This window comes from Denitromonas ohlonensis (assembly GCF_007625205.1).
GTDB classification, from domain to species: domain Bacteria; phylum Pseudomonadota; class Gammaproteobacteria; order Burkholderiales; family Rhodocyclaceae; genus Nitrogeniibacter; species Nitrogeniibacter ohlonensis.
The window spans coordinates 49,262-73,616 of record NZ_VMNI01000006.1 but is presented as its reverse complement, the minus strand read 5'-3'; the positions used below and the strand labels follow the sequence as shown (position 1 = coordinate 73,616).

The window sequence follows — 24,355 nt, the reverse complement described above, 5'->3', positions numbered from 1 at the left end:
GCAAGCCGCCCACGCTACGACAACCGCAGTGCCGCACGGGGGCTTGCGTAGGGTGGTCAGCTCCGCTGCCCACCAAAACCTCACGAGCCGGGCAATGCCTTGGTGCGATCCTGCCAGGCGCTGCCTTGCTGCCACTGGGTTGGCAGGCGGCGGCGTTCGGCGCGCAGGGCGGTGTATTCGGCCATGACGCGGGGGACGTAGGCCTGGGTTTCGGCGTAGGGCGGCACGCCGCCGTGGCGTTCGACGGCGCCGGGGCCGGCGTTGTAGGCGGCCAGGGTGAGGGTCAGGTCGCCGTCGAAGCGGTCGAGCAAATACCGAAGATAGTTGGCGCCGGCGGTGAGTGAGCCGACGGCGCCGGGGCGCTGAAACTGCTCGGCCGTGGCCGGCATCACCTGCGCCAGGCCTTGCGCGCCTTTGGCCGACACCGCAGAGGCGTTGTAGCCGGACTCGATCTTGACCACCGCATGCAGCAATTCGGGTTCGATGCCGGCGGCGCGGGCGGCGTCGGCGATGTCATCCGAAAAGGGGCGGGCGCGGGTGGCGGGGTTGTGTTCTGCGGCTTGCGGCAGGCGCCAGTCGGCACGCGGCTGCAGCTGATACGCGGCGCTGGGCGTTTGCAGGCGGTAGGGGTTGTCTTTGCTGTGCGCCGGCGTGGTGCCGGCAAACAGCAGCACGACCATCGCGCCTAAATTGCGGGCGAAGCGTTCAGTACGCATGGCGGTCACGGAAGACCAGCACAACGGTCTTGACGATGATCCACAGATCCATGCTGAGCGACCAGTTGCGCAGGTATTCCAGGTCGTATTCGATGCGCTTTTCCATCTTTTCGACCGTCTCGGTTTCGCCGCGGTAGCCGCTCACCTGCGCCCAGCCGGTGATGCCCGGCTTGACCTTGTGGCGCACCATGTAGCCCTTGATCAGCTTGCGATAGGTTTCGTTGTGCGCCACCGCGTGGGGGCGGGGGCCAACAATGCTCATGCGCCCCTGCAGCACATTGATGAACTGCGGCAGCTCGTCGAGCGAAGTGCGGCGAATGAAGGCGCCAAAAGGCGTGATGCGCTGGTCGTTCTTCGAGGCCTGCTTGACCACCGCGCCATCGTCGCAGCTGCTCATCGAGCGGAACTTATAGACCACGATCTCCTTGCCATCGAGACCGTAGCGCCGCTGCTTGAAGATGACCGGCCCGGGCGATGAGCGCTTCACGCCGATGGCAACGAACAGCATCACCGGCGAGATCAGGATCAGGATCAGCGTCGCCAGAATCACGTCCGACATGCGTTTGATCATGCCGCTGATGCCAATGAAGGGTGTCTCGCACACCGCCACCACGGGCATGCCGCCCACATGGTCCACCTGCCCCTGGATGAGGTCGGTCACGAAGATGTCGGGCACAAAGAACACCGAGGCGGTGGTGTCCTTGATGTTGTCGAGCACTTTCAGAATGCGCGGTTGGCTGGCCATGGGCAGCGCCAGATAGATATGGTCGACATGGTGGTGCTTCACGAAGTCGGCCAGTTGCTCCAGGCCGCCCAGCAAGGGCGCATCGCCAATGCCCTCAAGGCGGTCGCGGGCACGATCGTCGAAATAGCCCATGAAGCGCACGCCGATATAGCGGTTCTCGGCAAAGTTTTGCGCCAGGCGCAGGCCGGTTTCGTTGCAGCCGGCGATGATCGCCGTGCGGGTATAGCCTTCCATGGCCAGAATGTTGGGCACCACCCAGCGTGCCAGGCTATGCATGCCGATCAGGGCGATTGGCGTCGCGAGCAGCCAGGCCTGGATGACTTCTTCCGGAAAAACCGAGATATAGCCGCTCGCCCGGCCGAACACCACCAATATGGCGGCTACGATCAGCCAGTTGATGACCGTCTTGCGCAGCATGCGGCGAAAGCGCTCGTGCAAAAAGAGCGCGCCGGGAAAGGTGAGCGAAAAAACGATCAACGCAACAATGACATAGGGCGCGTCGGGGCGCTCGCCGTAGGCCAGCGCGACCAGAAACAGCGTGGCCACGGCAACTGCCGGGTCCAGAAATGTTTCGATCGTGCTGGAGAAGGAGATTCCGCTACGATGGCGCTGGCTGGATTTTTCGAGGCTGGCAAACATCGGTTAGAGTTTTTTTGTGCAAGGCAACAAGCGCATATCATATGCCTGAAATGTTGCAATCGGCTACATCGTTTCATCGTTTCGACTTGATCGTGTGGCCTAATTCGCATCAAGATGCGGCCTGCCATGGGGGCTTCAGTGCAGCGAGCCGTCTGTCGCTTCAGGATTTATTTTGAATATTCATACGGGTTTTATTGGGGTCAATGTGACATTTCTTGCCACCGGGACGACGGCAGACCGGCGCTCTGGCCCTGCATGCCAGGGGCGTCATCCAACTGCGGCCGCGCTCTGCGTGGGCACCGTGTTGGGGGCACTGCTTTTGCCGGCCGGCGCCATGGCCGCTGACGACACCTTCAGTCTCACCGCCGGGCAGGTGTTTCAATTCGACGACAACGTCTATCGCGTTGCGCCGGGGGTGCGCCCCTTTGGCCAGTCGCAGAGTGATCGCATCAGCATCACCTCGCTGCGCGCCGATTTCGACCGGCAATACAGCCTCCAGCGCGTGCGCGCCTCGGCCAATTTCGCGCGCATTGGCTTCCAGCGCTTCGATACGCTCAATTACGACACCCAGGGCGGCGAGCTGCGCTGGGACTGGGCACTGGGCCGCCGGCTCACCGGCCGGCTCAGCGTCGACCAGAGCCAGTCCGCCCGCGATCTGGCGGACGTCGGCGGCAGCCGCAGCAGCATTGGCACCTCCCGGTCGCTGCGGTTCAGCGGCGACTACTGGTGGCACCCCGACTGGTCGGTGGGCGCCGGTATCGAACGGTTTTCGTCTACCTATAGCGACGTCGCGTCGCAAACCAGCGACTACGAAGCCCTGCGGCCCGAGCTGCGCCTGACCTATCGCCCGCGCTCCGGCAACCAGATCGCGCTGGTAGGCCGTTTTACCGATGGCACCTACCCCAATCGCCAGGCTGGCGTGCTGTCCGACGATGGCTTCGAGCAAACCGACCTGCAACTGAGCGGCCGCTGGCAGCTCACCGGCCACAGCCGCCTCAATGGCTACGCCGGTGTCGCCCGCAGGCAACACCCCAATCTCACCTACCGCGACTACACCGGCCCGACCGGCCGGCTCACCTACGACTGGACACCCACCGGTAAGCTCGCCGTGTCGGCCACCCTGCGTCGCGAAATCGGCGCGCGGGACGACCTCTTCGACAACTTCGTGGTTACCCGCGCCGCGTCCTTCACCCCCAGCTGGGCGGTGTCCGGGCGCGTGCTGGTGCAAGGCACGGTCGAATGGCGCAAGCGCGACTTCCGGGGCGACCCCGGCTTGCTCTCTGGCAGCCAAAGCCGCGACGACATCACCCGTACCTACTCCCTCAGCCTCAGCTACACCCCCATCGACCCGCTCCGGCTTGCGGTGTCGATTGGCCGCTACCGCCGATCGAGTGACGACCCCAATGCCGGGTACACCGCCAACGTGGGCACGGTGTCGGCGCAATATCTTTTTTGATCGGCAGAAAGAGCGTTGCAGGTAAGGGTGTCGCACTGCGTTTCATATGTTTGTCATTGTTCTCAATGCCAGCGCTGCCGCGTGTTCCACCGATTCTGAGGCAAGGCCTTGCGTTTGGCGCATTGCAACAGAGGCGTTGCTCAAAAAGCGCGACATATCTCGCCAAACCTGACGAGCGGGGCGATTGTGCGCTTGCAACTGATATGACGTACGTGCATGATGCGCACCTACGACATGTTGATCGGGTTGGTTTGTTTTACCCGTTTGGCACAAGTCGGCAAATTTTACAAAGGCCGGCGCCAGAGCCCATGAGTTGCCAGTGCGGGCGCCCGGTAAGACTATTGCAACGTGCTGATGCTCTAATGGTTTTTTGTCTCAAGAGCACGACGGCAGATGTGTCTGGCATGTTGCGTGCTTATATGTTCGTGATGCTTTTCTGGAGAGTGCAGCATGAAGATCAAGTTTTTGGTTTTGGCCGTGTTCAGTGTCCTGGCGGCGCCCGCCATGGCCGTCAATTCAGTCATCGACCTGTCGTCGGGCTCGGCCGCAGGTGCGCAAACGCACGTGGCGGCGCCGGGCTCCTCGTTCGTCGATCACTACTTTTTCAGCCTCAGTCAGCCGGTTGTTGGCGGCCTGGGGGCGTCCGATATTGAGCTGTCGTATGTGGTTGGGCCCACCATGGTGGGTTTCGATATCGGCGGCCTGACTGCCAGTCTGTGGGCTGACCTCGGCACGGTCGGCAGCTTTGATGCCGGCGTCGATTCGCAAATCACCACCTTCGGCTCGGGCGAGCAGCTCAGCGGCAGCTTCCAGCTTGCCGCCGGCAACTACTTCTTCCAGGTCGGCGGCACCACCATCGGCGCCACGGGCGGTGTGTACAGCTGGGCAGCCAGTGTGTCGCCGGTGCCCGAGCCCGAGCAATACGGCATGCTGCTGGCCGGTCTCGGCCTGATTGGCTTGATCGCGCGTCGTCGCGTCGGCCGCTAAGCCAGTGCAGTAACACACCTCGGGCCCGGCTTGCCGGGCCCGAGTCTCGTCTGGCGCTAGCGAATGTGCATAAGTTGTTATGCGGATGTTACTGCCCGATGGAATGAAATGTTTTCGTGTAACAATCGCGGCATACATTGATGCACTGCACATCGCGATTGTCATGCACTCGCGAACGTCCCTTTAAGTGGTGCGTGCGCCAAACTGGTGCGTGCGCCTGAGCGGAGTTGGATTCATGGCGTTTCAAAAGGTCGGAGGTCGCGCAGTCGGAGCGGCGGTATTGGTTGCCAGCGCACTCGTGCTGGCAGGGTGCGGCAAGTCGGACGACGCAAAATCGCCCACCCAGGTCGCCGCCCGTGTGAATTCGGACGAAATCTCCGTCCATCAAATCAACAACGTGCTGGCGCGCACCCCCAACCTCAAGCCCGAGCAGGTCGAACTGGCCAGCTCGCGCGTGCTCGAACGCCTGATCGACCAGGAGCTGCTGGTTCAGCGCGCCATCGACAAAAAGCTCGACCGCAGCCCGCAAGTCATGCAGGCCATCGAAACCTCCCGCCGCGAAATCCTCTCGCGCAGCTATATGGAGCAGTTCGCCGCCACCGCCGAGCCGCCCGCCCCGGCGGCCATCCAGGCCTTCTACGACGAAAACCCCGCGCTCTTCGCCGAGCGCCGCATCTACACCCTGCAAGAGCTCAACATCACCGTCGGGCCCGACAAGGTCGAGGCGCTGCGCGCAGCGGTTGCTGCCGCGGGCAACCTCAACAATGTCGTCACCTGGCTACGCGATAACAATCTGCCCTTCCAGGTCGGCGGTGGTGTCCGCGCAGCCGAGCAGCTGCCGCTCGAGGCCTTGCCGCGATTCGCCAGCATGAAAGACGGTCAGACCGGCTTGGTGCAAACCCCGCAAGGCGTGCTCGTCATCTACCTCGCCGCCTCGCGCCCCCAGCCGCTCGATCTGGCCGCTGCCACCCCGTTCATTGAGCGCTTCTTGCTCAATCGCACCAAGGCCGACATGGCGCGCGACGAGCTCAAGCGCCTGCGCGACGTGGCGCAAATCGAATACATGGGCAAGTTCACCGCGCCCACCGCCGCCGCCCCGGCCGAGGCTGCACCCGCCACCGCACTCGACGCCGCCGCCACGCCGCTGCCCGCCGCGGCCGATGCGGTGCCGGCTGCCGTCGCCCCGGCCACTGAAGCGATCAGCACCCAGGCTCTCGAAAAAGGTATGTCGGGCCTCAAGTAAGGCGCCGACCACAAGACTCTCACGATGACTCCACACCGCCAGCCCATGTCCTTCCGCCGACTGCTCCAGTCCCTGTTGTGCCTGCTGATGTTCGCGGGCGTGCTGTCCAGCGCCCAGGCCGCCGATGCCGAATACGTGCTCGGCCCCGGCGACATCATCCGCATCACCGTTTTCCAGAACCCCGACCTCACCACCGAAACCCGGGTCTCTGAAAACGGCGCCATTACCTTTCCGCTGGTGGGCAATGTCGACGTCGGCGGGCTGACAGTACCCGCCGCCGAGTCGCGCATTGCCGAGCAATTGCGCAGTGGTGGCTTCGTGCTGCAACCGCAGATCGGCATCCTGCCGCTGCAGATTCGCGGTAACCAGGTGGCCGTGCTCGGGCAGGTTAATCGCCCCGGCCGCTACCCGCTCGAAACTTTTAACATGCGTCTATCCGACATGCTCGCCATGGCTGGCGGCATTTCCGGCGCCGGTGCCGACGAACTGGTGCTGATCGGCGTGCGCAAAGGCAAGATCGAGCGCACCCGCATCGACGTGCCCGAGCTGTTCATGAAGGGCGATCTGGCCAAAGACGTGATCGTCTCCGGCGGCGATGTCATCTATGTGCACCGCGCGCCCACCTTCTATATCTATGGCGAAGTGAACCGCCCCGGCGCCTTCCGCCTCGAGCGCGGCATGACCGTCATGCAAGGCCTCGCCACCGGCGGTGGCGTCACCATCCGCGGCACCACTCGCGGCATGCAGATCCATCGCCGCGGCGAAGACGGCCAGCAGCACGTCATCGAGCCGCAGCTTGAGCAAGCGCTTGAGCCCAACGATGTCATTTTCGTGAAAGAAAGCCTGTTCTAGGCCCGGGGTCGTTGATATGTCCTTCCAGCAATTTCTGCTCATCCTCCGCGCCCGCCTGTGGCTCGTGCTCGCCACCCTGGCCGTGGTCGTTGGCACCACGCTCGCCGTCAGCCTGATCCTGCCCAAGCAATACACCGCCGAAGTCGCGCTGGTGGTCGACGCCAAAAGTGCCGACCCGCTGCTCGGTGGCCTGCTGCCGGCACAGATGATCCCCGGCTACATGGCCACCCAGGTCGACATCATCTCGTCCGACCGCGTCGCCCAGCGCGTGGTCGGCCTGCTCAAGATGGACCAGTCGCCCGTCGTGCAAGAACAATGGCGTGAAGACACCGACGGCGAGGGCAGCATCAAGGTCTGGCTGGCCGAGTTGCTCAAGAAAAAGCTCGACGTCAAACCCTCGCGTGAGAGCAACGTCATCACCATCGGCTATCAGGGCACCGACCCCGGCTTTGCCGCCGGCGTGGCCAATACCTTTGCCCAGGCCTATATCGATGTCAGCCTCGAGCTCAAGGTCGAGCCCGCCCGCCAGTACGCCAAGTGGTTCGACGGCCAGACCAACAGCCTGCGCGCCGACCTCGAAGTCGCCCAAAAGAAGCTCTCCGAATACCAACAAGAGCGCGGCATCATCGCCACCGACGAACGGCTCGATGTTGAAACCGCCCGTTTGGCCGAACTCTCTACCCAGCTCTCGATGGCCCAGGCACAACGGGTGGACAGCCGCTCCCGTCAAACGCAGGGCGGCAGCGCCGAGAGCCTGCCCGAGGTCATGCAAAACGGCCTCATCCAGAGCCTCAAGTCCGACCTCTCGCGGCAAGAAGCCACCCGCATGCAAATGGCCGGCCGGCTTGGCGCCAACCACCCCGAGCTCGCCCGCATCGACGCCGAAATCAGCAGCCTGCGCGATCGCATTGCCACCGAAACCCGCCGTGTCGTCAGCTCGCTGGGCACCACCAACCGGGTCAACGTCCAGCGTGTCACCGAAGTCGAAGCCGCGCTCGAAGCGCAAAAGCAAAAAATCCTCGACCTCAAAGCCCAGCGCGACCAGATCGCCGTCTTCCAGCGCGACGTTGAAAACGCCCAGCGCGCCTACGACCTCGTCACCCAGCGCCTCGCACAAACCAGCCTCGAGAGCCAGACCCAGCAAACCAATGTGGTCGTCCTCTCGCCGGCCGTGGCGCCGCTCAAGCCCTCCAGCCCCAAAGTGCTGCTCAACACCGCGCTTGCCGTCTTTCTCGGCATGCTGCTCGGCGTAGGCGCCGCCTTGCTGCTCGAACTCATGGACCAGCGCGTGCGCGGCGAAGAAGACCTCACCCTGCTCGACGGCGTCCCCATGCTCGGCACCATTCCCGCCTCCGGCAAAACCGGCGCCTTCCGCCACGCCGCCGCATGAACACGCACACCCCGACAGCCCCCGTAGGGCGGATAAGCGCAGCGCATCCGCCGCACTACCCGCACCCGCACACGGCAGATGCGCCTACGGCTTATCCGTCCTACGTGGCCGGCAACCAAACCCACGCACCCGCCCCGCACGCCGGAGCCCACTGAACATGACCATACTCCACCGCGTCATCGACACCGCTGCCCACGCGCCCGCCGAGATCCGCCCCGAAGCCGATCGCTCCATTGGCGCGCTCCTCATCGACGCCGGCAAACTCAAGGCCGAAGACGCCGAACGCGTCCTGCGCCTGCAACGCGAACAAGGCCTGCGCTTTGGCGACGCCGCCAAACAACTCGGCCTCATCACCGACGCCGACATCGAACAAGCCCTGCTGCGCCAGTTCGACTACCCCTACCTCACCGCCGGGCAAAGCACGGTCCAGGCCACCGTCGTGGCTGCCTACCAGCCGTTCTCCCCGCAGGTCGAAGCGCTCCGCGCCCTGCGCAGCCAGCTCATGCTGCGCTGGTTCGACACCAGCGCCGAACAAAAAACCCTCTCCATCACCAGCCCCGGCCGGCACGAAGGCCGCTCCTGGATCACCGCCAACCTCGGCGTCGTCTTCTCGCAGCTCGGCGAACGCACCCTCATCATCGACGCCGACCTGCGCAACCCGCGCCAGCACCAGCTGTTCGGCATCGACAACCGCGCCGGCCTCTCGGCCATGCTCTCCGGCCGTGGCGGCCCCGACATCGTCCAGCGCGTTCCCGCCCTGCGCGACCTCTCCGTGCTGCCCGCCGGCACCGTGCCGCCCAACCCGCAAGAGCTGCTCGCCCGGCCCGTGTTTGCCCAGCTGCTCGCCCAACTCGCCAACGAATTCGACGTCATCCTCATCGACACCCCCGCCGGCAGCCTGTTTGCCGACGGCCAAACCATCGCCGTGCGCGCCAGCGGCGCCCTCGTCGTGGCCCAGCGCAACGCCAGCCGCCTCAGCCTGCTGCGCAGCTACACCGACATGCTCCGCCAGGCCAGCGCTACCGTGGTTGGCGTGATTCTCAACGAGAAGCCGTAGGGCGGGTTTCAACCCGCCAGCATTCGCCATGACCGCTACCGCATCCGTCCCCGCCGCAAACACCACGACCCGCGCCGACCTCGCACCGTGGCTCATCGTCGCCCTCGGGCTGGCGATCATGTACGTGCCGACTTTCTCGAATCTCATTTCCGGCATATGGGGAACAGATCAACAAGGGCACGGGCCGATTGTTTTCGGCATCGCCTGCTGGCTAGCGTGGAAAAAATGGCGTCCGATGTGGGAGGCAAGTGAAAACAAAAGCCCCTCAGCCCTAGGATGGCCAGTTTTCCTAACCGGTTTGCTGCTCTACGTGCTTGGCCGCTCGCAGGCCATTCTTCTTTTCGAGGTCGGCTCTCTGATTTGGTTGTTGACGGGAATCCTATTGCTGACGCGTGGCTCGTCGGCGTTGAAAGCGCAGTGGTTCGCGCTCTTCTTCATGCTTTTTATGGTCCCCTTGCCAGGCCCCGTCGTCGACGCGCTCACTATGCCGATGAAGATGGCGGTTTCCTACGTTGCCGAGTCAATCCTTTATGGCGCCGGTTATCCGATCGCACGGTCGGGCGTTATTCTTCAGATCGGCCAATACAAACTGCTCGTGGCTGACGCCTGTGCGGGTCTTCACACCTTATTTACGCTTGAGGCCTTAGGTCTTCTATATCTCAACATCGTTCGACACGACTCGCTGGTTCGAAACGTCACGTTGGGAATTCTGATCGTTCCGATTTCATTTTCCGCGAACGTCATTCGCGTGATGGCGCTTACGCTCATCACTTACTACTTCGGAGATGAGGCCGGGCAGGGCTTCCTGCACGGCTTTGCAGGCATGGTGCTTTTCGTTACTGCGTTGCTATTGATCATCGCAGTCGACTCAACATTACAGGCGTTGATGCGGACCGGGCGCAGCGGCCGGAAACACGAAGAAAGTGGCACGGTGGGGGTTCGACCATGAAGCGGACCAGCCTCGTTCTCTTGGCGCTGATGATCCTGAGCGTGATTTCCGCGCATGCCCTCACGCCCACAATCAAGCTTGTGGAGCAGAACGGAAAGCCGAATCTGGAGGAGATTGTGCCTGACAAATTTGGTTCTTGGGCGCTCGATCCAAATCAGGTTGTCGCCGTGGTGAATCCGGTTCAAGAGGAAAACATCAAGCGGGTCTACGACCAGACGCTTTCTCGCACCTACCTTCGACCAGATGGCTACCGGATCATGCTGTCGATCGCCTACGGCGCTGACCAGCGCAGCGGCGAGGCGCTTGGGGTGCACTACCCCGAAGTCTGCTACCCCGCACAAGGCTTCGAGGTCGTGTCAAACAGCAAAGGGTCAGTGTCTACAGACCATTCGAACCTGCCTGTTCGCCGGCTGGAGACAAAACTCGGTACGCAGCGCAAGGAACCGGTCACGTATTGGACCACGCTCGGCGAGTACCTCACGCTCGGGGGGCTGGATCGTCGATTGATCGAACTTCGGTATGGCTTGAAAGGCGAAATTCCAGACGGTCTGCTCTTTCGCGTCTCCTCAATCGACAACGACAGCCCAAGAGCATTCGATATTCACGAACGTTTCATCAAAGAGCTGCTGCAGCAGTTGCCTGAAAGGTCACGCGTACAACTGGCCGGCTCTGGGGTGCAGTAGTCCAATGATGTTCGTTCGCGAGATTGAAAGTCGTATCGTCGCCTGGAGGCTTTGGTGACCGAGCAGCTCAAGAAGCGCACAGCCGTCGCGCTCGCCTGGTCGGCGATGCAGAGTTGGGGCGTGAAGCTCTTCGCGCTGGCTGTCTTCTTTGTGCTTGCACGCTTCCTCTCCCCTGCAGAGCTCGGCCTCGCGCAAACGGTCATCCTGATCCTCGCCTTCGTGGCCATCCTTGCCGAACAAGGTTTTCAGGATGCCATTGTCCAGCGAAAGGACTTGTCTCACGACGATCTGAACCTCCCGTTCGCCGTGTCGATGCTGACCGCAGTGGTCGCATCGGCAGTGCTCTTCTTCTTTTCTCATCAAATCGCTGAGTTGTTGAAGGTTCCCGGCGCGGCATCGCTTATCGCCATCTCCGCGGTGATTCCACCCCTCACTGCAGCATCCATCTTTGAAATTGCCATGCGGCGTCGGAGCATGGACTTCAAGACGCCTGCAAAGGCGGCGCTCTTTGCCGGTCTGATTTCATGTTCCGTTGCGCTGGTTATGGCTGTGGCCGGGTTTGGCGCTGCGAGCCTGATCGGGCAGGCGATTGCCACAGCAGTGATTACCTTCTTGGTGCTCTATAGAAAGCCGCTGTGGACGCCGGGTCAGCGGTTCGTAACTTCGTCTTTCAGAAGTATTCTCAGATACAGCACGAACGCGTTTGGAAGCCGCTTGCTCGATTTTTTCTCTGGGAAAATTATCGATCTTATTATTTTGTCAAAGTTTGGTTTGGCTGGCCTAGGAGTGTACGCCGTTGGATCTAAGCTCTATTTGACGATGCTTCAATTGCTGGCGTCAACGCTAATCGATGTGGCGCTAAGTGCCTTGTCAAAGCTGACTGGGGATGTCGAAAGAATGCGCAGATCCTATCTGCGATTTCTGTTTCTCTCATCGTTTGCAGTGACTCCTCTATTCGCGATGGTTGCTGCGTTTGCGCCAGAAATTTGCCTCATTCTTTTTGGCCCACAATGGGATGGTGCGCAGCAGGTTACGCGGTGGTTATGCTTTCTTGGAGCGGTGCAAGTTGTCCAGTTTTTTAATAGTTCAGCAATTGGTGCTATTGGAAAAGCAGGTCAAATATTCATCATGAACGTGTTGAAGTTTGCCTTTGGTATCGCCGCTCTTCTGCTTTTGCCTGTTTCTACAATTACGGATGTAGCCGCATGCTACGTTGTGGCTCAGTTGTGCGTCACTCCGGTTAGCTTTTATCTAGGAGCGAGAGCGACTTTGACTCCATTGCGCAACGTTATGTTAGCGAGCATTCCTGGGTTCGCATGCTCTGGAATAGCGTACCTGGTTGTCGTCTGGTCGCGAGATCTAATGTTTATCTCTGGTAGTGACGATTTCCTAAGAATGGTCTTATTGTCAATTGTGTTTGTCGTGACGTATTTGTTGGCCGGGGCTGTAGTTGCGGGAGAAAAGTTGATGCAAGAGGTTAAATCAATTTTAGTTTTACTAACGCATACATCAGGCCAAACCCATGCTTAGTACAATGCAGAGCAATGAGCCAATGATTGAAGTTGCCTCGAACAATATTTGCGTTGGGTGCGGCGCCTGTGCAGTGGTTAATTCAAAAGTTAGTATAGTTCGTGATAAGTACGGAATGCCTCGCGCAAATCTGACTGATGTTGATCGCGATGGACTAAAATTTATTGCAAGTATCTGCCCTGTTTCATCTGTTTCGGATAATGAGGATGTTCTTGGTGTAGAGCTATTTCCACGCGCGAAGAACTTCGATTCTGGTATTGGAAAATATGAGTCCTTGCATGCGGGCCGCGTTTCTGACGACAGCGTTGTTCGTGGCAGTAGTTCAGGTGGGCTGACGACATGGCTTTTAGTTGAATTGTTGGCGCGCGGAGAGATTGATGGCGTAGTGCACGTAGGGAAGGATGGCGGCGACGAAGGAGATTTGTTCGGCTTTTGCGTGTCCTCATCCGTTGAGGAAGTCCTTGAAAATCGCAAATCTCAGTACTATGCGGCGAGCTTTGATGGTGCTGTTCGTCAAGCACTTGCTACGACAAAGCGATATGCCTTTGTTGGCGTGCCTTGTCACGTGAAAGCGCTTCGCCTACTTTCGAAACACGATGTTTCGGTTCGCAATAGTTTTCCATTCGTAATTGGTCTTGTATGTGGTCATTTGAAAAGCCCGGCCTTCGCCGAGCTTCTCGCGTGGCAGCTTGGCATCCCTCCTAGAGACCTTGCCGCTGTAGATTTTCGTGTTAAGGCTCCTGGTAAGCAAGTGCATGAGTATCTATTTTCTGCGACAGATAAAAGTGGCGCAAAGCACGAGCGAACTTCTAGCAAACTATTTGGTGCTTTGTGGGGGCATGCTGCATTTCAATTAGAAGCGTGTGATTATTGCGACGATATATTTGCTGAAACAGCGGATGTTTGTTTTGGCGACGCGTGGCTACCAAAGTATGCGAATGAGTGGAGAGGAACGAACGTTGTCGTCGTGCGTAACGCCGCGATAGGCGAGATTTTTGTGGGCGGAAAAGAGAGGGGAGATGTGTCTTTTGAACCTCTTTCCCCGCGAGATTTGGTTGAGTCAAATGCCGGAAACTTTCGACATCGTCGAGACGGCTTGTCTTTCCGGCTTGAGGAAAAGGTAAGGGCCGGAACTTGGGCCCCAATAAAAAGAGTTCTTCCTGGTAGTGTTGGTTTGACTCGGCGAAGACGGTCTATCGTTCGTCTGCGTCAGAGAATGTCTACGTTGAGTCATGAGAGCTTTCTTCGCGCAAAAAGCAAAGATGATTTGAATTTGTATTTCCTGGATATGAGTCCGTATGCTGAAAAGATGGCCAGGCTTTCTCGAGTTTCTGTCTTTGAGCGAATTGTTCGAAAAGCTTTTAGGGTGCTTGGCCGCATTTTTGGTTGATGTTGTGATGGACAATTGTTGAGAGCGTATTTCTGTGATGACCCGTTTTAAATCGTTTGTCCATCAGGTGCTTCTTCTTATTCTTTGGAGGATCGCGCGTGGCTATCTTAGGCTGGCTCCGTTCGTGAGCAAAGCGCACCACAGCGGCCTGCCTCCGAGAGTAGTGGTTGTTCCGTCGGATACCGAAAACCTTGTCGGTGCGAGAGGTGATGAGGCAATGGTCGTTGCTGTAACGAAAGCGATTCTGGAGCGACAGCCAGATGCGCTGATCTATATGGCGTGCTCGGGGCCTGGTGCAGTTGATAGGTGCGCGGAGTTGGGATTTAAAACGCTGTCGGTGTGGGGTGGTGTTTTTATGCCTCTACACTTTTGTGCCCAAATAAGAAGAATTGATCCAGATTTCGGTTTCGTTACCGGCGCAGATATTATGGATGGCTACTACTCGCCGGTTATGTCACTTCGAATGATTATCGCCGCTGACCTGTTGTCGAAAGTGGCGAAAGCGGCGTCATTTGTGGGGTTCAGCCTTAACGGCTCCCCAACCATACTTGTTAGGTATGCGTTCCGCGCGCTCGATCAGCGTACGCACGTCAACCTCAGAGATCCTGTGTCTTTTGGCCGCTATCAACGAATCTCAGATTCCCCAGGAAGGCTGGTGGCTGATTCCGCGTTTTTGCTTGAACCTGCTTCCAATTTGCAGAATGTTTCCCGTTCTGCGATTCAATGGATTGAGCACGAGCGTTTGGGCGGTCGATTGGTGTTAGCCCTGAATGTTCATCCTATGTTGTTTCCGCAGGATGCACGATCGACGCAGTTGCCTGCTTTAATAGACTCTGTAAATAGATCGGTTTTCAAAGAAGCTGAACAGTCGGGCGTTAGTTGGCTTCTGTTGCCTCACGATGATCGCCCCACGTCTGGCGACATGACTACGCTTTCTGAAGTTTATAAAGTTCTCAGCCCAACGCTCGGCGATCATGTTCATTTCGTCGAAGTGCCGCCAAGCGCGGCGGAGATCAAGACAATCATGGCCTACGTCGATGGCGCGGTGACGGGCCGAATGCACTTGGCGATTGCAGCACTCGGTCAGGGTACGCCTGTGATGGCGTTTGCTTATCAGGACAAATTCAAGGGCCTGCTCCAGCACTTCTGCATGCCGGATTGGTTGATCCTGAGCGCTGACGACGCAACCGACTCGGTATTTCTGAGCGCACGCCTGGAGCGCTTTGTTGAGGAGTTGCCGGCATTGAGAGCAGACGTGGTGAAGCATCTTCCTCGAGTGGTCGAAGCGGCGGAAGCTACTTTTGCGGAGATCGCGTGACAGCGCACGTCAGTGATTCGAGCGCTCGCTCGATCCTCATGGCGGTAGACCAGTTGCCGTTTCCTCCCCGAAACGGAGTGACCCTGCCGACATTCAACTATGCCGAAGGTTTGATGAAGTCACACCGCCTGAGGTTGGTTCTGCTTGCTGATGAGGCAAATCCTGTCGATCAGGCGGCTCTTGCCGAAAACGAGGCAATTTTCGGTGAGATTGCGGTGATACGTGTGCGGCGACGACATAAGCTGAAACGTGTTGTTGATGAATTGCTGGGCCGCGATATGTTCAACCAGGGCTGGGAGTGTCTGGACGCGTCGCCCGAGTTGGCCGGGGTCGCAGCCGATGTCTTTTTGGTGTCGCCGTATAGCGCGGCGGCCAAGTGGCTTGCGGCGAATAGTTCTGGTGTTGATCGTTTCGGATGCCGTATCGCTGCGGTCAGCGACTGCACGGCGGCCGAGTATTTCTATCGCGGCACTCAGGATTTTGGCGGGCTGAAGCTGACTTTGAAGGCCAGGCTGGACAAACTTCGGGCGTCTCGTGTCGCTGTCGTCGAGCAGCGAACCTTGGGCAATTTTGACCACGTTTTGATGCAGACGAAGACCGATCAGCAGTTGATGAAATCACTGGTAGGCGAGGGGACGGCTGCCCGCGTGGCGATTGTTCCCAACGGTGTGCGGCGAGATTTTTTTGATATTCGGCGAGACGGAAGCACCAATAAAGTGGTTTTCGTCGCTGAGCTGAGTGGCGAGTATGCAGCCATTGCAGACTGGCTTGTGCGCGTCGTTTGGCCCGCGGTGATCGCAAGATCGCAAACGGCGCAGTTGCTGATCATCGGAAAAGGCGCGTCGGCAGAGTTGCGGGAGGCGATTCGTTGTGTTGGCAGCGCCGAACATGTGGATTTTGTGGACGATCTGCGTTCAGTCTATGCAAGTGCAGCCGTCGTTATTTGTCCGGTATTCAAGGGTTACGGCTTAATCAACAAAGCGTTGGAGGCGATGGCTTCAGGCGTGCCTGTGGTCGGTGGCGTTGCAGCGTTTAACGGCATTGAAGGCTTCGTGGATCGCGTTCATGGTTTTGTCTGCCGGCCGCGAAACACTGAGGATTTTGCCATGGCCATTAGCGAGATACTTTCAAATCCAGTTAGAGCCGATCAGGTCGGCTCCGCCGGTCGGACGTTGATTGAAGATCAGTTCCGGTGGGCGTCGGCGATCCAGCGCATCGAAGCGCTGATGCCTCACAGGAGTGAAAGTGGTGAGTGATTCGGCGACGCCGACCAACAACGCCATTGTTGCCTATAAAGGGAGCGGAAGTCCTTCAGCGACGATGGTTGGGGGCGCGCGTGACTTGCGGCCGGTTGGACCGACATATGTTTTCCTGACTTTGATCACGGCATATGTCGCGCTTCAGACGCTGGCAGTGTTCGCTTCGTCCGGGCTTCTCAAGGCGTTGTCGTATGCGGCCGCGTTTGGGATTGTTCTGTGTTTGGTGACGGTGGCGGCGTATCTGCCAAAGCGCAAGACGGGGAAGAACCTTGGCTTTGGTATCGCGCTTGCGCTCTATTACTACGGATTTGTAGCTTCGGCTGCAATGAATTTGAGTGTTCTCGATTTCGGAACAGCGATAAAAATGATGCTCGTTCCGCTCTTCTTGGTGGTTGGTGCCGCGTTCGAGACTCAAAACAAAATTGACACGTGGCGTCGGCCTAGTGTCAGGTGGATGTTTGGGTTGATGGTTGTTCTACCCACATTGCTTTGGCTTTGGCAACTCGGGACTGGGAAGATCAGTTTTGGTGGGATTGGGGAGGTTTCCATTTTCGCCAATAGAAACAACGCAGGGCTGTTTGCGGTAACTCTGATTGCCCTCCTCAACGTATTGCGCCCCGAGCCACTTAAGAATTTGTTTGTCTATCTCGCCGCTGGCGCGGCTTTCGGTACGCTAGGTGTTCTGTTGGCCGTTATGGCCGCACTTCTGCTTGGGGTAGGGAGTGGGAGAAGAATTGTGTTTCTTGGTGGCGTCGCCATGGTTGGTGCGGCGCTACTCTATTTCTACCCTTTGGACTACGGCGTGTTCGCGCGCATCAATCCTGTAGTTACGAGTATTCGGTTGATTGTTGAAGATCGCATTGATATCGCGAACGTCACATACGGTGAGTTGGTCCGACTGCTTCAGACAACAGATGTTTCCTTTATCTTTAGATTGAAGCATTGGCTCAATATATGGTCGACCTACACAAGCGCGCCATTTGAGAGCCTGGTGTTTGGACTGGGCGTTGGGGCGTCGGCTCGTTTGAGCGAGGTAGGCCTGATTCCTCACAACGACTATCTTAGAGTTCTCGTCGAATGCGGGCCTGTTGCCTTCGTTGGTTTTGTTGCATCCATTTTTCTGACTATCTGGCATTGCGGTCGGCGTTGGGAGTCTGTCCCGCTGATTGCAGTTGCCATCTATTTCATGACAGAAAATCTGGTTGATAACTTCGTCGCGATGGCAGTTTTCTTCTTTTGTTCCGGCGTTTTAGCTCGTCGTGCCAGCTTCCGTAGAGAAGATGGCCCGCTCGTGGAGGCGAAATGAGATTGATCAGGACAACTCTGCGCTTGCTGTTGCTTTATGTTTTGTCTTCTGGGGCCGCGTTCTCTTCGCAATCTGCGATCACACTGACCGAATTGTTGGAGTTGAACCACGACTTTCATCGACGTCACGAAAGTTCGGCATTGGGGGTTCCTAGGTCGTTCGATTGGGCTGATTCACCGAAGGTCGAGGCTGGAAACGACCGAGGTGGTTTTTCCGCCGCCACCGGTTGGGGGCATGCATTTTGGAGTGTCGGCACAGTTGGTAATCCGGGAGATCTGGAAATTCGAAATTTCCAGACTTACATATGCCACGGCGTAGAACGAAAATGGGTTCAGTTGCAAAAGGGGCGCATCGAGGGCGCTGAATTTAGGGCCGACTACAAAAATAATGCGGCAACGAAGCCAATGAAGTTCCTTCACCAGAATGGTTTCGATGCTGTTGTATTTCAAGCGGGTCGTTCTTTTCATTTTTGGCCGGCTAGTGGGCGAAAGAAGATGCCGGCGGGAACGATCTGTGGCTTTGTAGTTATTCTTGAGGCCAGATCGCCGGGTATGGCGTCCGGCGTTACGGGGGGCGGCTATCTCATTGGGCTTGGGGCGGACTATTGGGTGAGTGTCACTGCGTCTTGGGACAGCTACAAGACCAACAAAGGTGTTTCTTTAGGGCGGTTAAAGTTGGTTGGCAAGGACTGGGAGTGGTTTGGAATGAGTACTGCCGCAGACGAAGATTTGGCTGAGCTTCATTCGAGTGGAGTTCTGTGGGAGTAGTTTGTTGCCACTGCCTGCCTTCTTGTTTTATAAAAAGTGATTCATTCGGTTCTAGCATATGCCAAGCCTTCTATCAATAAATACGTATAACTATCGCCGTGGTGGTTCGGATGCCGTTTTTCTTGAGCATGACGCAATGTTTGCTGCTCGAGGTTGGGGTACAGCATCGATGGCTATGCATCACCCCAAGAATCAGCCGTCTGAATGGGGTAAATATTTTGTTCGAGAGATAGAATTCGGGCATAGCTATGGCTTTCTTCAGAAGGCCTCTATGGCCGGCAAGGTAATCTATTCGTTAGAGGCGAAGAGAAATATATCGAAGTTGCTGGATGATTTTTCGGTGGATGTTGCCCATGCGCATTGTATTTATCATCATATTTCTCCGTCGGTTCTTGTTGAGTTAAAGAGTCGGAATATTCCTGTTGTGATGACGGCGCATGATCTGAAGCTCGCGTGCCCAAGCTATAAAATGGTCAACCATTTAGGTATCTGCGAAAGATGTAAAGGCGGAAATTTTCTTAACACTATAAGACACCGTTGTGTCAGGGGTTCGTTGGCTGTAAGTGCCTTGGTTGCGCTTGAATCGTCAGTTCATCGGATGCTCGGGTTGTATAAAAACAACCTGGATATGATCGTTGCCCCCAGTAAATTCATGAGAGACAAGTTGATCGAGTGGGGTTGGTCCGGAGATCAGATTCGTCACATTCCTAACTATGTGCATGTCGAGAGTTTTGATCCGCGCTATCAGCCAGGAAGCTACTTTGTTTACTTTGGTCGTCTTCAGCTCGACAAAGGCGTAGCAACGGTTATTCGAGCGGCTAGCAAAGCTAACGTCTCATTGCAGATCGTAGGCACAGGGCCCGATGAGGATGTATTGAAAAAAGTTGCTGAAGACCTGGAGGGGCAAGTGGTGTTTCACGGTTACCAGCAGGGCGAATCGCTTCGTTCTTTAGTCAGTAACTCTCGAGCGGTGGTGCTGGCGTCTGAAATCTACGAGAACGCCCCTATGAGTGTTTTGGAAGGATACGCGATGGGCAAGCCCGCAATCGGAGCGCGCATCGGCGGGATTCCGGAACTCATCAAGGATAGAGAAACCGGGCTTCTTTTTGAGAGTGGAGATGTTGACGAACTGGCTGCCTGCCTCAGCTATTTTTCTGCCCTTGATGATCGTCGGGTCGAGGATATGGGGCGGCAATGCCGAGACTTTGTTACGACCAATTTCTGTTCGAGTATCTACATGACCAGGATGCTGGGGCTGTATTCAGAACTTGGCGTTCGGGTCTAGTGCTTACTTTTAGTTCTTGATGAGTGCGGTTGGATATGGCTAAGACCAGTACACTTCGGATTCTCGGCACGCGAGGCGTGCCTGCCGCACACGGCGGTTTTGAGACTTTTGCGGAACACCTGGCCCTGTTTTTGGTGAAGCGCGGGTGGCGGGTTGTGGTGTATTGCCAGGAGGATGGCGTCGGCCCGGTATTTGAAGATCAATGGGAAGGCGTCGAGCGGGTGCATATTCCGGTCTCGCAGACTGGGCCGAAGGGCACGATTGTGTTTGATTGGCAGGCCACGGCGCACGCGGCGCGGTTTGGTGATTTATGCCTTACGCTTGGCTACAACACGGCGGTGTTTTGTGCGTTGCTCCGGGTGAAGGGTGTGCCCAACCTGATCAACATGGACGGCATTGAGTGGTCGCGCGCCAAATGGGGCACGGTGGCGAAAACCTGGTTCTGGCTGAATGACTGGGCCGGTTGCTGGTTGGGCAACCATCTGGTGGCCGACCACCCCGAGATCAAGCGCCATTTGGAAACGCGAGTACGTGGCGACAAGGTGACCGTGATTGCTTACGGTGCCGATGCCATCGACGCGGCCGATGAGGCGCCGGTGCGTGAGCTGGGCCTGACGCCGGGGCGGTTTGTTACGGTGATTGCGCGTGCGGAGCCAGAGAATTCGCTGCTGGAGATCGTGTCGGCGTTTTCGCGCAAGCGGCGCGACTGCACGCTGGTGGTGCTCGGCAAGTACGACCGCGGCCATGCCTATCAGCGGCGGGTGCTCGAGGCGGCGAGTGATGAGGTGAAGTTTGTCGGGGCAATTTACGACAAGACGGTGGTTGCGGCGTTGCGTTATCACAGCATGCTTTATGTGCACGGGCATCAGGTGGGCGGCACGAACCCGTCATTGGTGGAGGCGCTTGGCGCTGGCAACGCGGTACTCGCGCACGACAACCGCTTTAACCGCTGGGTGGCAGGTGATGGCGCCAGCTTCTTTGCGGGGGCGGATGAGTGCGCAAAGGCTTTTGATGCCTTGCTGACCGACAGTGCCAAGCTCACGCAGATGCAAGCGGCCAGCCGGGCGCGGCATGGCGAGTGTTTTACGTGGGACAAGATCCTGGGCGATTACGAGGCGCTGCTTTCGGGTTATCTCCCTGCGGGCGCGTCTGCCACGCATGCGGTTTGAGTGCAATTGGTGTCGCGCTTTTAACGCGAATGACGTAGGCATTGCGTTATTATTCCGGCCTGTTTCTGATTAGCCCAACGACATGCCCATCAACATCACCCACCACGGCGCCTTTCATGGCGTAACCGGCTCTTGCCATCAGCTGTTCATCGACGACGCACGCAGTCTGTTGATTGACTGCGGTTTGTTTCAGGGGGCGGAGACGTCGCCGGATGGGCGGAATGGGGCGGATGCGCTGGAGATCGGCTTTGATCTGGCCGGGGTGCAGGCGCTGGTGGCCACGCATGTGCATATCGACCATGTGGGGCGCATTCCGTGGTTGCTGGCGGCGGGCTTCAAGGGGCCCATCTATTGCAGCGAGGCGTCGGCCAAGCTGTTGCCGGTGGTGCTGGCCGATGCGTTTGCGTTGTCGGTGAGTCGTGACCGACGGGTGGTGGAGCGCTATCTGCAATTGGTGGAGTCGCGCATTCGGCCGGTGCCGTGGAAAACCTGGCAGACGGTGGCGAGCGGGCCGCAGGGGCGGTGCCGCATTCGGCTGCAGCGGGCGGGGCATATTCTGGGCTCGGCCTATGTGGAGTGCGAGCGGACCCGGCCGGGCGAACCGGTGCGTCGGGTGGTGTTTTCGGGTGACCTGGGCGCGCCGTATGCGCCGCTGCTGCCGGCGCCCAAGTCGCCGTATCGCGCCGATGTGGTGGTGCTGGAGAGCACCTACGGCGACCGCAATCATGAGAACCGGGCGAGCCGTCGCAAGCGGCTGCAAGCGGTGGTGGAGCGGGCGCTGGGCAATGGCGGCACGGTCATCGTGCCGGCCTTCAGCATTGGGCGCACGCAAGAACTCCTTTACGAATTCGAAGACATTTTGCATCGCCAGCGGCTGCGGCCGGGGCGCCATGCCGAGCGCTGGGCGAAGCTGCCCATCTATCTGGATTCGCCCCTGGCCGGGCGTTTTACGCAGTTGTATCGCGAGCTGCAGCCGTTTTGGGATGCCGAGGCGCAGCGCCGGGTAAAGGCGGGGCGGCAGCCGCTGTCGTTTGAGCAGCTGGTGGCCATTGATGATCACAAGGCGCACGAGGCCAATGTGCGGCGCCTGGCGCGCAGCGGCGAGCCGGCGATTGTGATTGCGGCCAGCGGCATGTGCGCGGGCGGCCGGGTGGTCAATTACCTCAAGGCGATGCTGCACGACGCGCGGCACGATGTGGTGTTTGTGGGCTACCAGGCGCGCGGCACGGCCGGCGCGGCGATCCAGACCTACGGGCCGCGCGGCGGTTATGTGGATCTGGACGGCGAGCGCATTCAGATTAACGCCGCGGTGCATACGCTGTCGGGCTATTCCGCGCATGCGGATCAGGATGGCCTGGTGCGCTTTGTGACCCGCATGCGGCATCTGCCGAGCGAGGTGCGCTTGATTCACGGCGACGACGACGCCCGCCGTACCCTGGCCGAGCGCCTGGCGCGTGAGACGGGCGGGGCGGTAGCGGTGTTGAATGGGTGATGGGTGTTGCCGGTTCTGATGCGGTGTTTGGTGGGCGGCAAGCCGCCCACCCGACGACGGTCCGTCACGCGACGAAGCGGTTTTGTAGGGTGGTCAGCTCCGCAGCCCACCATCGGCGGTTCGATGCGCCGGCAGATGGTTGAGGACAGGAGGCGTGGTTTATGGGCTCAGTAGCCAACTTCTTTTTGATGTCGCAAGGCCAGGATGACGACGGTGTCGCCATCGAACCGATACCGCGCGACGTAGCCGCTGTCGCCGAAGTCGATGAGCCATTCTCGGTAGGCTTCGGGCAGGTCGTCAACCGGGCGGCCGATGTGCGGCTGGCGAGCCAGCACGCGCATCGCATCCAGAATGGCTTGCGCGGCTCTTTGTGCGGCGAGGGGGTTTTTGGGGCGCAGAAATTCGCGCAGGCGTTGCAGGTCGCGGAGGGCGGCCGGTGCGTACCTTATTTGTGCCATTCGGGGGCCGGGCTTTCGTCGTCGGTGCCCCAGCTGGCAAGCCAGGCTTCAACCTCGTCGGCGGTGCCATGGAGGCCCGTTTCCTGGTATTCGTTCCAGGCCTTGAGCGTGTCTTGCCGGAACGCCTCGCGTTTTTCCTCGCGATCGACATATTCCTCGATGGCTTGGCGCATCAGCCAGTGCGGCGTGCGGTGTCGGGCCTCGGCCAGACGTTTGACGCGGTCTCGGGTTGCGTCGTCGATCTTGATCGCGACGGGGCGAGTTGAAGCGCTGGGCATGGTCGCCTCCTGTGGGCGGGTAGTGTCAGGTATTACCTTACGCAGCTTTGGGCGTTTGGACAACGGGCTCGCGACAAGGGGTTCGTAGGGTGGTCAGCATTGCTGCCCACCCTCGGTGGTTGAAGGGCCGGCAGGGGGTTGAGGGTGCTTCGGACGGTTGTTGGCGGGCAGCAAAGCTGACCACCCTACGATCATCGGCATGACGCCGTGGTCCGGTAAACTACGGCCAAATTTGAAATTTAGTTGCGCCCACATGGCGGTGCAGGCAGGGGAGTGAAACGCGTGATTCTCGTAACAGGCGGCGCCGGCTTTATCGGTGCAAATTTTGTGCTCGACTGGCTGGCAAATAGCGGCGAGCCGGTGGTGAACCTCGACAAGCTCACCTACGCGGGCAACCTCGAAACCCTCAAGTCGCTGCAGGGCGACGCGCGCCATGTGTTCGTGCAGGGCGACATCTGCGACCGCGCGCTGGTCGACGCCCTGCTGCACGAACACCGCCCGCGGGCGATCGTGCATTTTGCGGCGGAGAGCCATGTGGACCGCTCCATCCATGGCCCGGGCGAGTTCATGCGCACCAATGTGGAGGGTACCTTCACCCTGCTCGAAGCCGCGCGTGCCTACTGGGGTGACATGGCCGAGCCGGCCAAGGCGGGCTTCCGCTTTTTGCATGTGAGCACCGACGAGGTCTACGGTTCGCTGGCGCCCGACGCAGCGGCCTTTACCGAAACCCACGGCTACGAGCCCAACAGCCCCTACTCGGCGAGCAAGGCGGCCAGCGACCACCTGGTGCGCGCCTGGCATCACACCTACGGCCTGCCGGTGGTGACCACCAACTGCTCGAACAACTACGGGCCGTATCAATTCCCCGAGAAGCTGATCCCGCTGATGATCGTCAATGCGCTGGCCGGCAAGGCGCTGCCGATCTACGGCGACGGCATGAATGTGCGCGACTGGCTGTATGTGACCGACCACTGCAGTGCGATCCGAACCGTGCTGGCCAATGGCCGCCTGGGCGAGACTTACAACGTGGGCGGCTGGAACGAGATGCCCAACATCACCATCGTCAAGACCATCTGCGCCATTCTCGACGAGCTGCGCCCGTCCGAGGCCGGCCCGTATGAGCGCCTGCTCACCTATGTGACCGACCGCCCCGGCCATGACCGCCGCTATGCGATTGACGCGCGCAAGATCGAACGCGAACTCGGCTGGCGGCCGGCCGAAAGCTTTGAGACCGGCATTCGCAAGACGGTGCAGTGGTATCTCGACAACCCCACCTGGATCGCCAACGTGCAAAGTGGCGCCTACCGGGAGTGGGTGGCAACCAATTACGCGGTGCGTTGAGGGCGTTGGCCGGATGAATCCGGCCCTACGACCGCACGACCGATT

Annotated in this window: 22 protein-coding genes; 18 read left to right on the top strand and 4 right to left on the bottom strand. The window is 59.0% G+C overall.

Annotated elements, in window-relative coordinates; all coding sequences use genetic code 11:
- Positions 1–80: 80 nt before the first annotated feature.
- Positions 81–716 carry a lytic transglycosylase domain-containing protein gene (locus tag FHP89_RS05825; RefSeq protein WP_144175396.1) on the bottom strand — a complete coding sequence of 212 codons (636 nt, stop codon included), beginning with the start codon at positions 714–716 and terminating at the stop codon, positions 81–83.
- Positions 706–2,100 (bottom strand): undecaprenyl-phosphate glucose phosphotransferase, encoded by a 1,395-nt coding sequence (locus FHP89_RS05820; RefSeq protein WP_144175399.1) that lies wholly within the window; start codon positions 2,098–2,100, stop codon positions 706–708. The genes FHP89_RS05825 and FHP89_RS05820 overlap by 11 nt, the downstream gene beginning before the upstream one ends.
- A 205-nt stretch (positions 2,101–2,305) precedes the next feature.
- On the opposite strand from FHP89_RS05820, the gene epsL reads away from it, so the two are divergent.
- The 17 genes from epsL to FHP89_RS05735 all read left to right on the top strand — a co-directional run bounded on the left by epsL (position 2,306) and on the right by FHP89_RS05735 (position 22,233).
- Positions 2,306–3,556, top strand: a complete 1,251-nt coding sequence (epsL, locus tag FHP89_RS05815; protein WP_391525400.1) for an XrtB/PEP-CTERM-associated polysaccharide biosynthesis outer membrane protein EpsL — start codon at positions 2,306–2,308, stop codon at positions 3,554–3,556.
- 450 nt (positions 3,557–4,006) lie between these two features.
- A complete protein-coding gene (locus FHP89_RS05810; RefSeq protein ID WP_144175403.1) occupies positions 4,007–4,543 on the top strand; it encodes an FxDxF family PEP-CTERM protein in 537 nt (178 codons plus the stop codon).
- Between the two features lie 235 nt (positions 4,544–4,778).
- Positions 4,779–5,786 carry an EpsD family peptidyl-prolyl cis-trans isomerase gene (locus tag FHP89_RS05805; protein ID WP_144175405.1) on the top strand — a complete coding sequence of 336 codons (1,008 nt, stop codon included), beginning with the start codon at positions 4,779–4,781 and terminating at the stop codon, positions 5,784–5,786.
- A gap of 24 nt (positions 5,787–5,810) precedes the next feature.
- On the top strand, positions 5,811–6,638 hold the full coding sequence (gene epsE / locus FHP89_RS05800; protein ID WP_246116254.1) for a polysaccharide export protein EpsE: 828 nt from the start codon (positions 5,811–5,813) through the stop codon (positions 6,636–6,638).
- Positions 6,639–6,654: 16 nt separating this feature from the next.
- Entirely contained in the window at positions 6,655–8,028 is a 1,374-nt protein-coding gene (gene epsF / locus FHP89_RS05795; protein ID WP_144175407.1) for a chain length determinant protein EpsF, read from the top strand.
- A 157-nt stretch (positions 8,029–8,185) separates the two neighbouring features.
- The gene (epsG, locus tag FHP89_RS05790; protein WP_144175409.1) at positions 8,186–9,085 is read left to right on the top strand and encodes a chain length determinant protein tyrosine kinase EpsG; all 900 of its coding nucleotides are present in this window, start codon (positions 8,186–8,188) and stop codon (positions 9,083–9,085) included.
- 28 nt (positions 9,086–9,113) lie between these two features.
- Entirely contained in the window at positions 9,114–10,034 is a 921-nt protein-coding gene (gene xrtB, locus FHP89_RS05785) for an exosortase B (protein WP_144175411.1), read from the top strand.
- Complete coding sequence (epsI, locus tag FHP89_RS05780) at positions 10,031–10,717, top strand: exosortase-associated protein EpsI, B-type (protein WP_144175413.1); 687 nt, start codon at positions 10,031–10,033, stop codon at positions 10,715–10,717. The genes xrtB and epsI overlap by 4 nt, the downstream gene beginning before the upstream one ends.
- Before the next feature lie 54 nt (positions 10,718–10,771).
- Positions 10,772–12,247: a lipopolysaccharide biosynthesis protein gene (locus FHP89_RS05775; RefSeq protein WP_144175415.1), complete on the top strand. Its 1,476-nt coding sequence runs from the start codon at positions 10,772–10,774 to the stop codon at positions 12,245–12,247.
- A 22-nt stretch (positions 12,248–12,269) separates the two neighbouring features.
- Complete coding sequence (locus tag FHP89_RS05770) at positions 12,270–13,637, top strand: Coenzyme F420 hydrogenase/dehydrogenase, beta subunit C-terminal domain (protein WP_186300229.1); 1,368 nt, start codon at positions 12,270–12,272, stop codon at positions 13,635–13,637.
- Positions 13,638–13,674: 37 nt separating this feature from the next.
- Complete coding sequence (locus FHP89_RS05765) at positions 13,675–14,955, top strand: polysaccharide pyruvyl transferase family protein (RefSeq protein ID WP_144175419.1); 1,281 nt, start codon at positions 13,675–13,677, stop codon at positions 14,953–14,955.
- On the top strand, positions 14,952–16,211 hold the full coding sequence (locus tag FHP89_RS05760) for a glycosyltransferase (protein ID WP_144175421.1): 1,260 nt from the start codon (positions 14,952–14,954) through the stop codon (positions 16,209–16,211). The genes FHP89_RS05765 and FHP89_RS05760 overlap by 4 nt, the downstream gene beginning before the upstream one ends.
- Entirely contained in the window at positions 16,204–17,520 is a 1,317-nt protein-coding gene (locus FHP89_RS05755) for an O-antigen ligase family protein (protein WP_144175423.1), read from the top strand. Before FHP89_RS05760 ends, FHP89_RS05755 begins: the two co-directional genes overlap by 8 nt.
- Positions 17,517–18,287, top strand: coding sequence for a hypothetical protein (locus FHP89_RS05750; protein WP_144175425.1), 771 nt, complete (start codon positions 17,517–17,519; stop codon positions 18,285–18,287). Before FHP89_RS05755 ends, FHP89_RS05750 begins: the two co-directional genes overlap by 4 nt.
- Before the next feature lie 58 nt (positions 18,288–18,345).
- Positions 18,346–19,572: a glycosyltransferase family 4 protein gene (locus FHP89_RS05745; RefSeq protein ID WP_144175427.1), complete on the top strand. Its 1,227-nt coding sequence runs from the start codon at positions 18,346–18,348 to the stop codon at positions 19,570–19,572.
- A gap of 23 nt (positions 19,573–19,595) precedes the next feature.
- Positions 19,596–20,741 (top strand): DUF1972 domain-containing protein, encoded by a 1,146-nt coding sequence (locus FHP89_RS05740; protein WP_260851495.1) that lies wholly within the window; start codon positions 19,596–19,598, stop codon positions 20,739–20,741.
- Between the two features lie 82 nt (positions 20,742–20,823).
- The gene (locus FHP89_RS05735; protein ID WP_144175429.1) at positions 20,824–22,233 is read left to right on the top strand and encodes an MBL fold metallo-hydrolase RNA specificity domain-containing protein; all 1,410 of its coding nucleotides are present in this window, start codon (positions 20,824–20,826) and stop codon (positions 22,231–22,233) included.
- 167 nt (positions 22,234–22,400) lie between these two features.
- Here the strand turns inward: FHP89_RS05735 and FHP89_RS05730 are convergent, their stop codons facing one another.
- The gene (locus FHP89_RS05730; protein ID WP_144175431.1) at positions 22,401–22,691 is read right to left on the bottom strand and encodes a type II toxin-antitoxin system RelE/ParE family toxin; all 291 of its coding nucleotides are present in this window, start codon (positions 22,689–22,691) and stop codon (positions 22,401–22,403) included.
- Positions 22,679–22,969, bottom strand: a complete 291-nt coding sequence (locus tag FHP89_RS05725; RefSeq protein ID WP_144175433.1) for a CopG family ribbon-helix-helix protein — start codon at positions 22,967–22,969, stop codon at positions 22,679–22,681. Before FHP89_RS05725 ends, FHP89_RS05730 begins: the two co-directional genes overlap by 13 nt.
- Before the next feature lie 282 nt (positions 22,970–23,251).
- Between FHP89_RS05725 and rfbB the strand changes: the two genes are divergently transcribed.
- Positions 23,252–24,310, top strand: coding sequence for a dTDP-glucose 4,6-dehydratase (gene rfbB, locus FHP89_RS05720; protein WP_144175435.1), 1,059 nt, complete (start codon positions 23,252–23,254; stop codon positions 24,308–24,310).
- Positions 24,311–24,355: the final 45 nt, after the last annotated feature.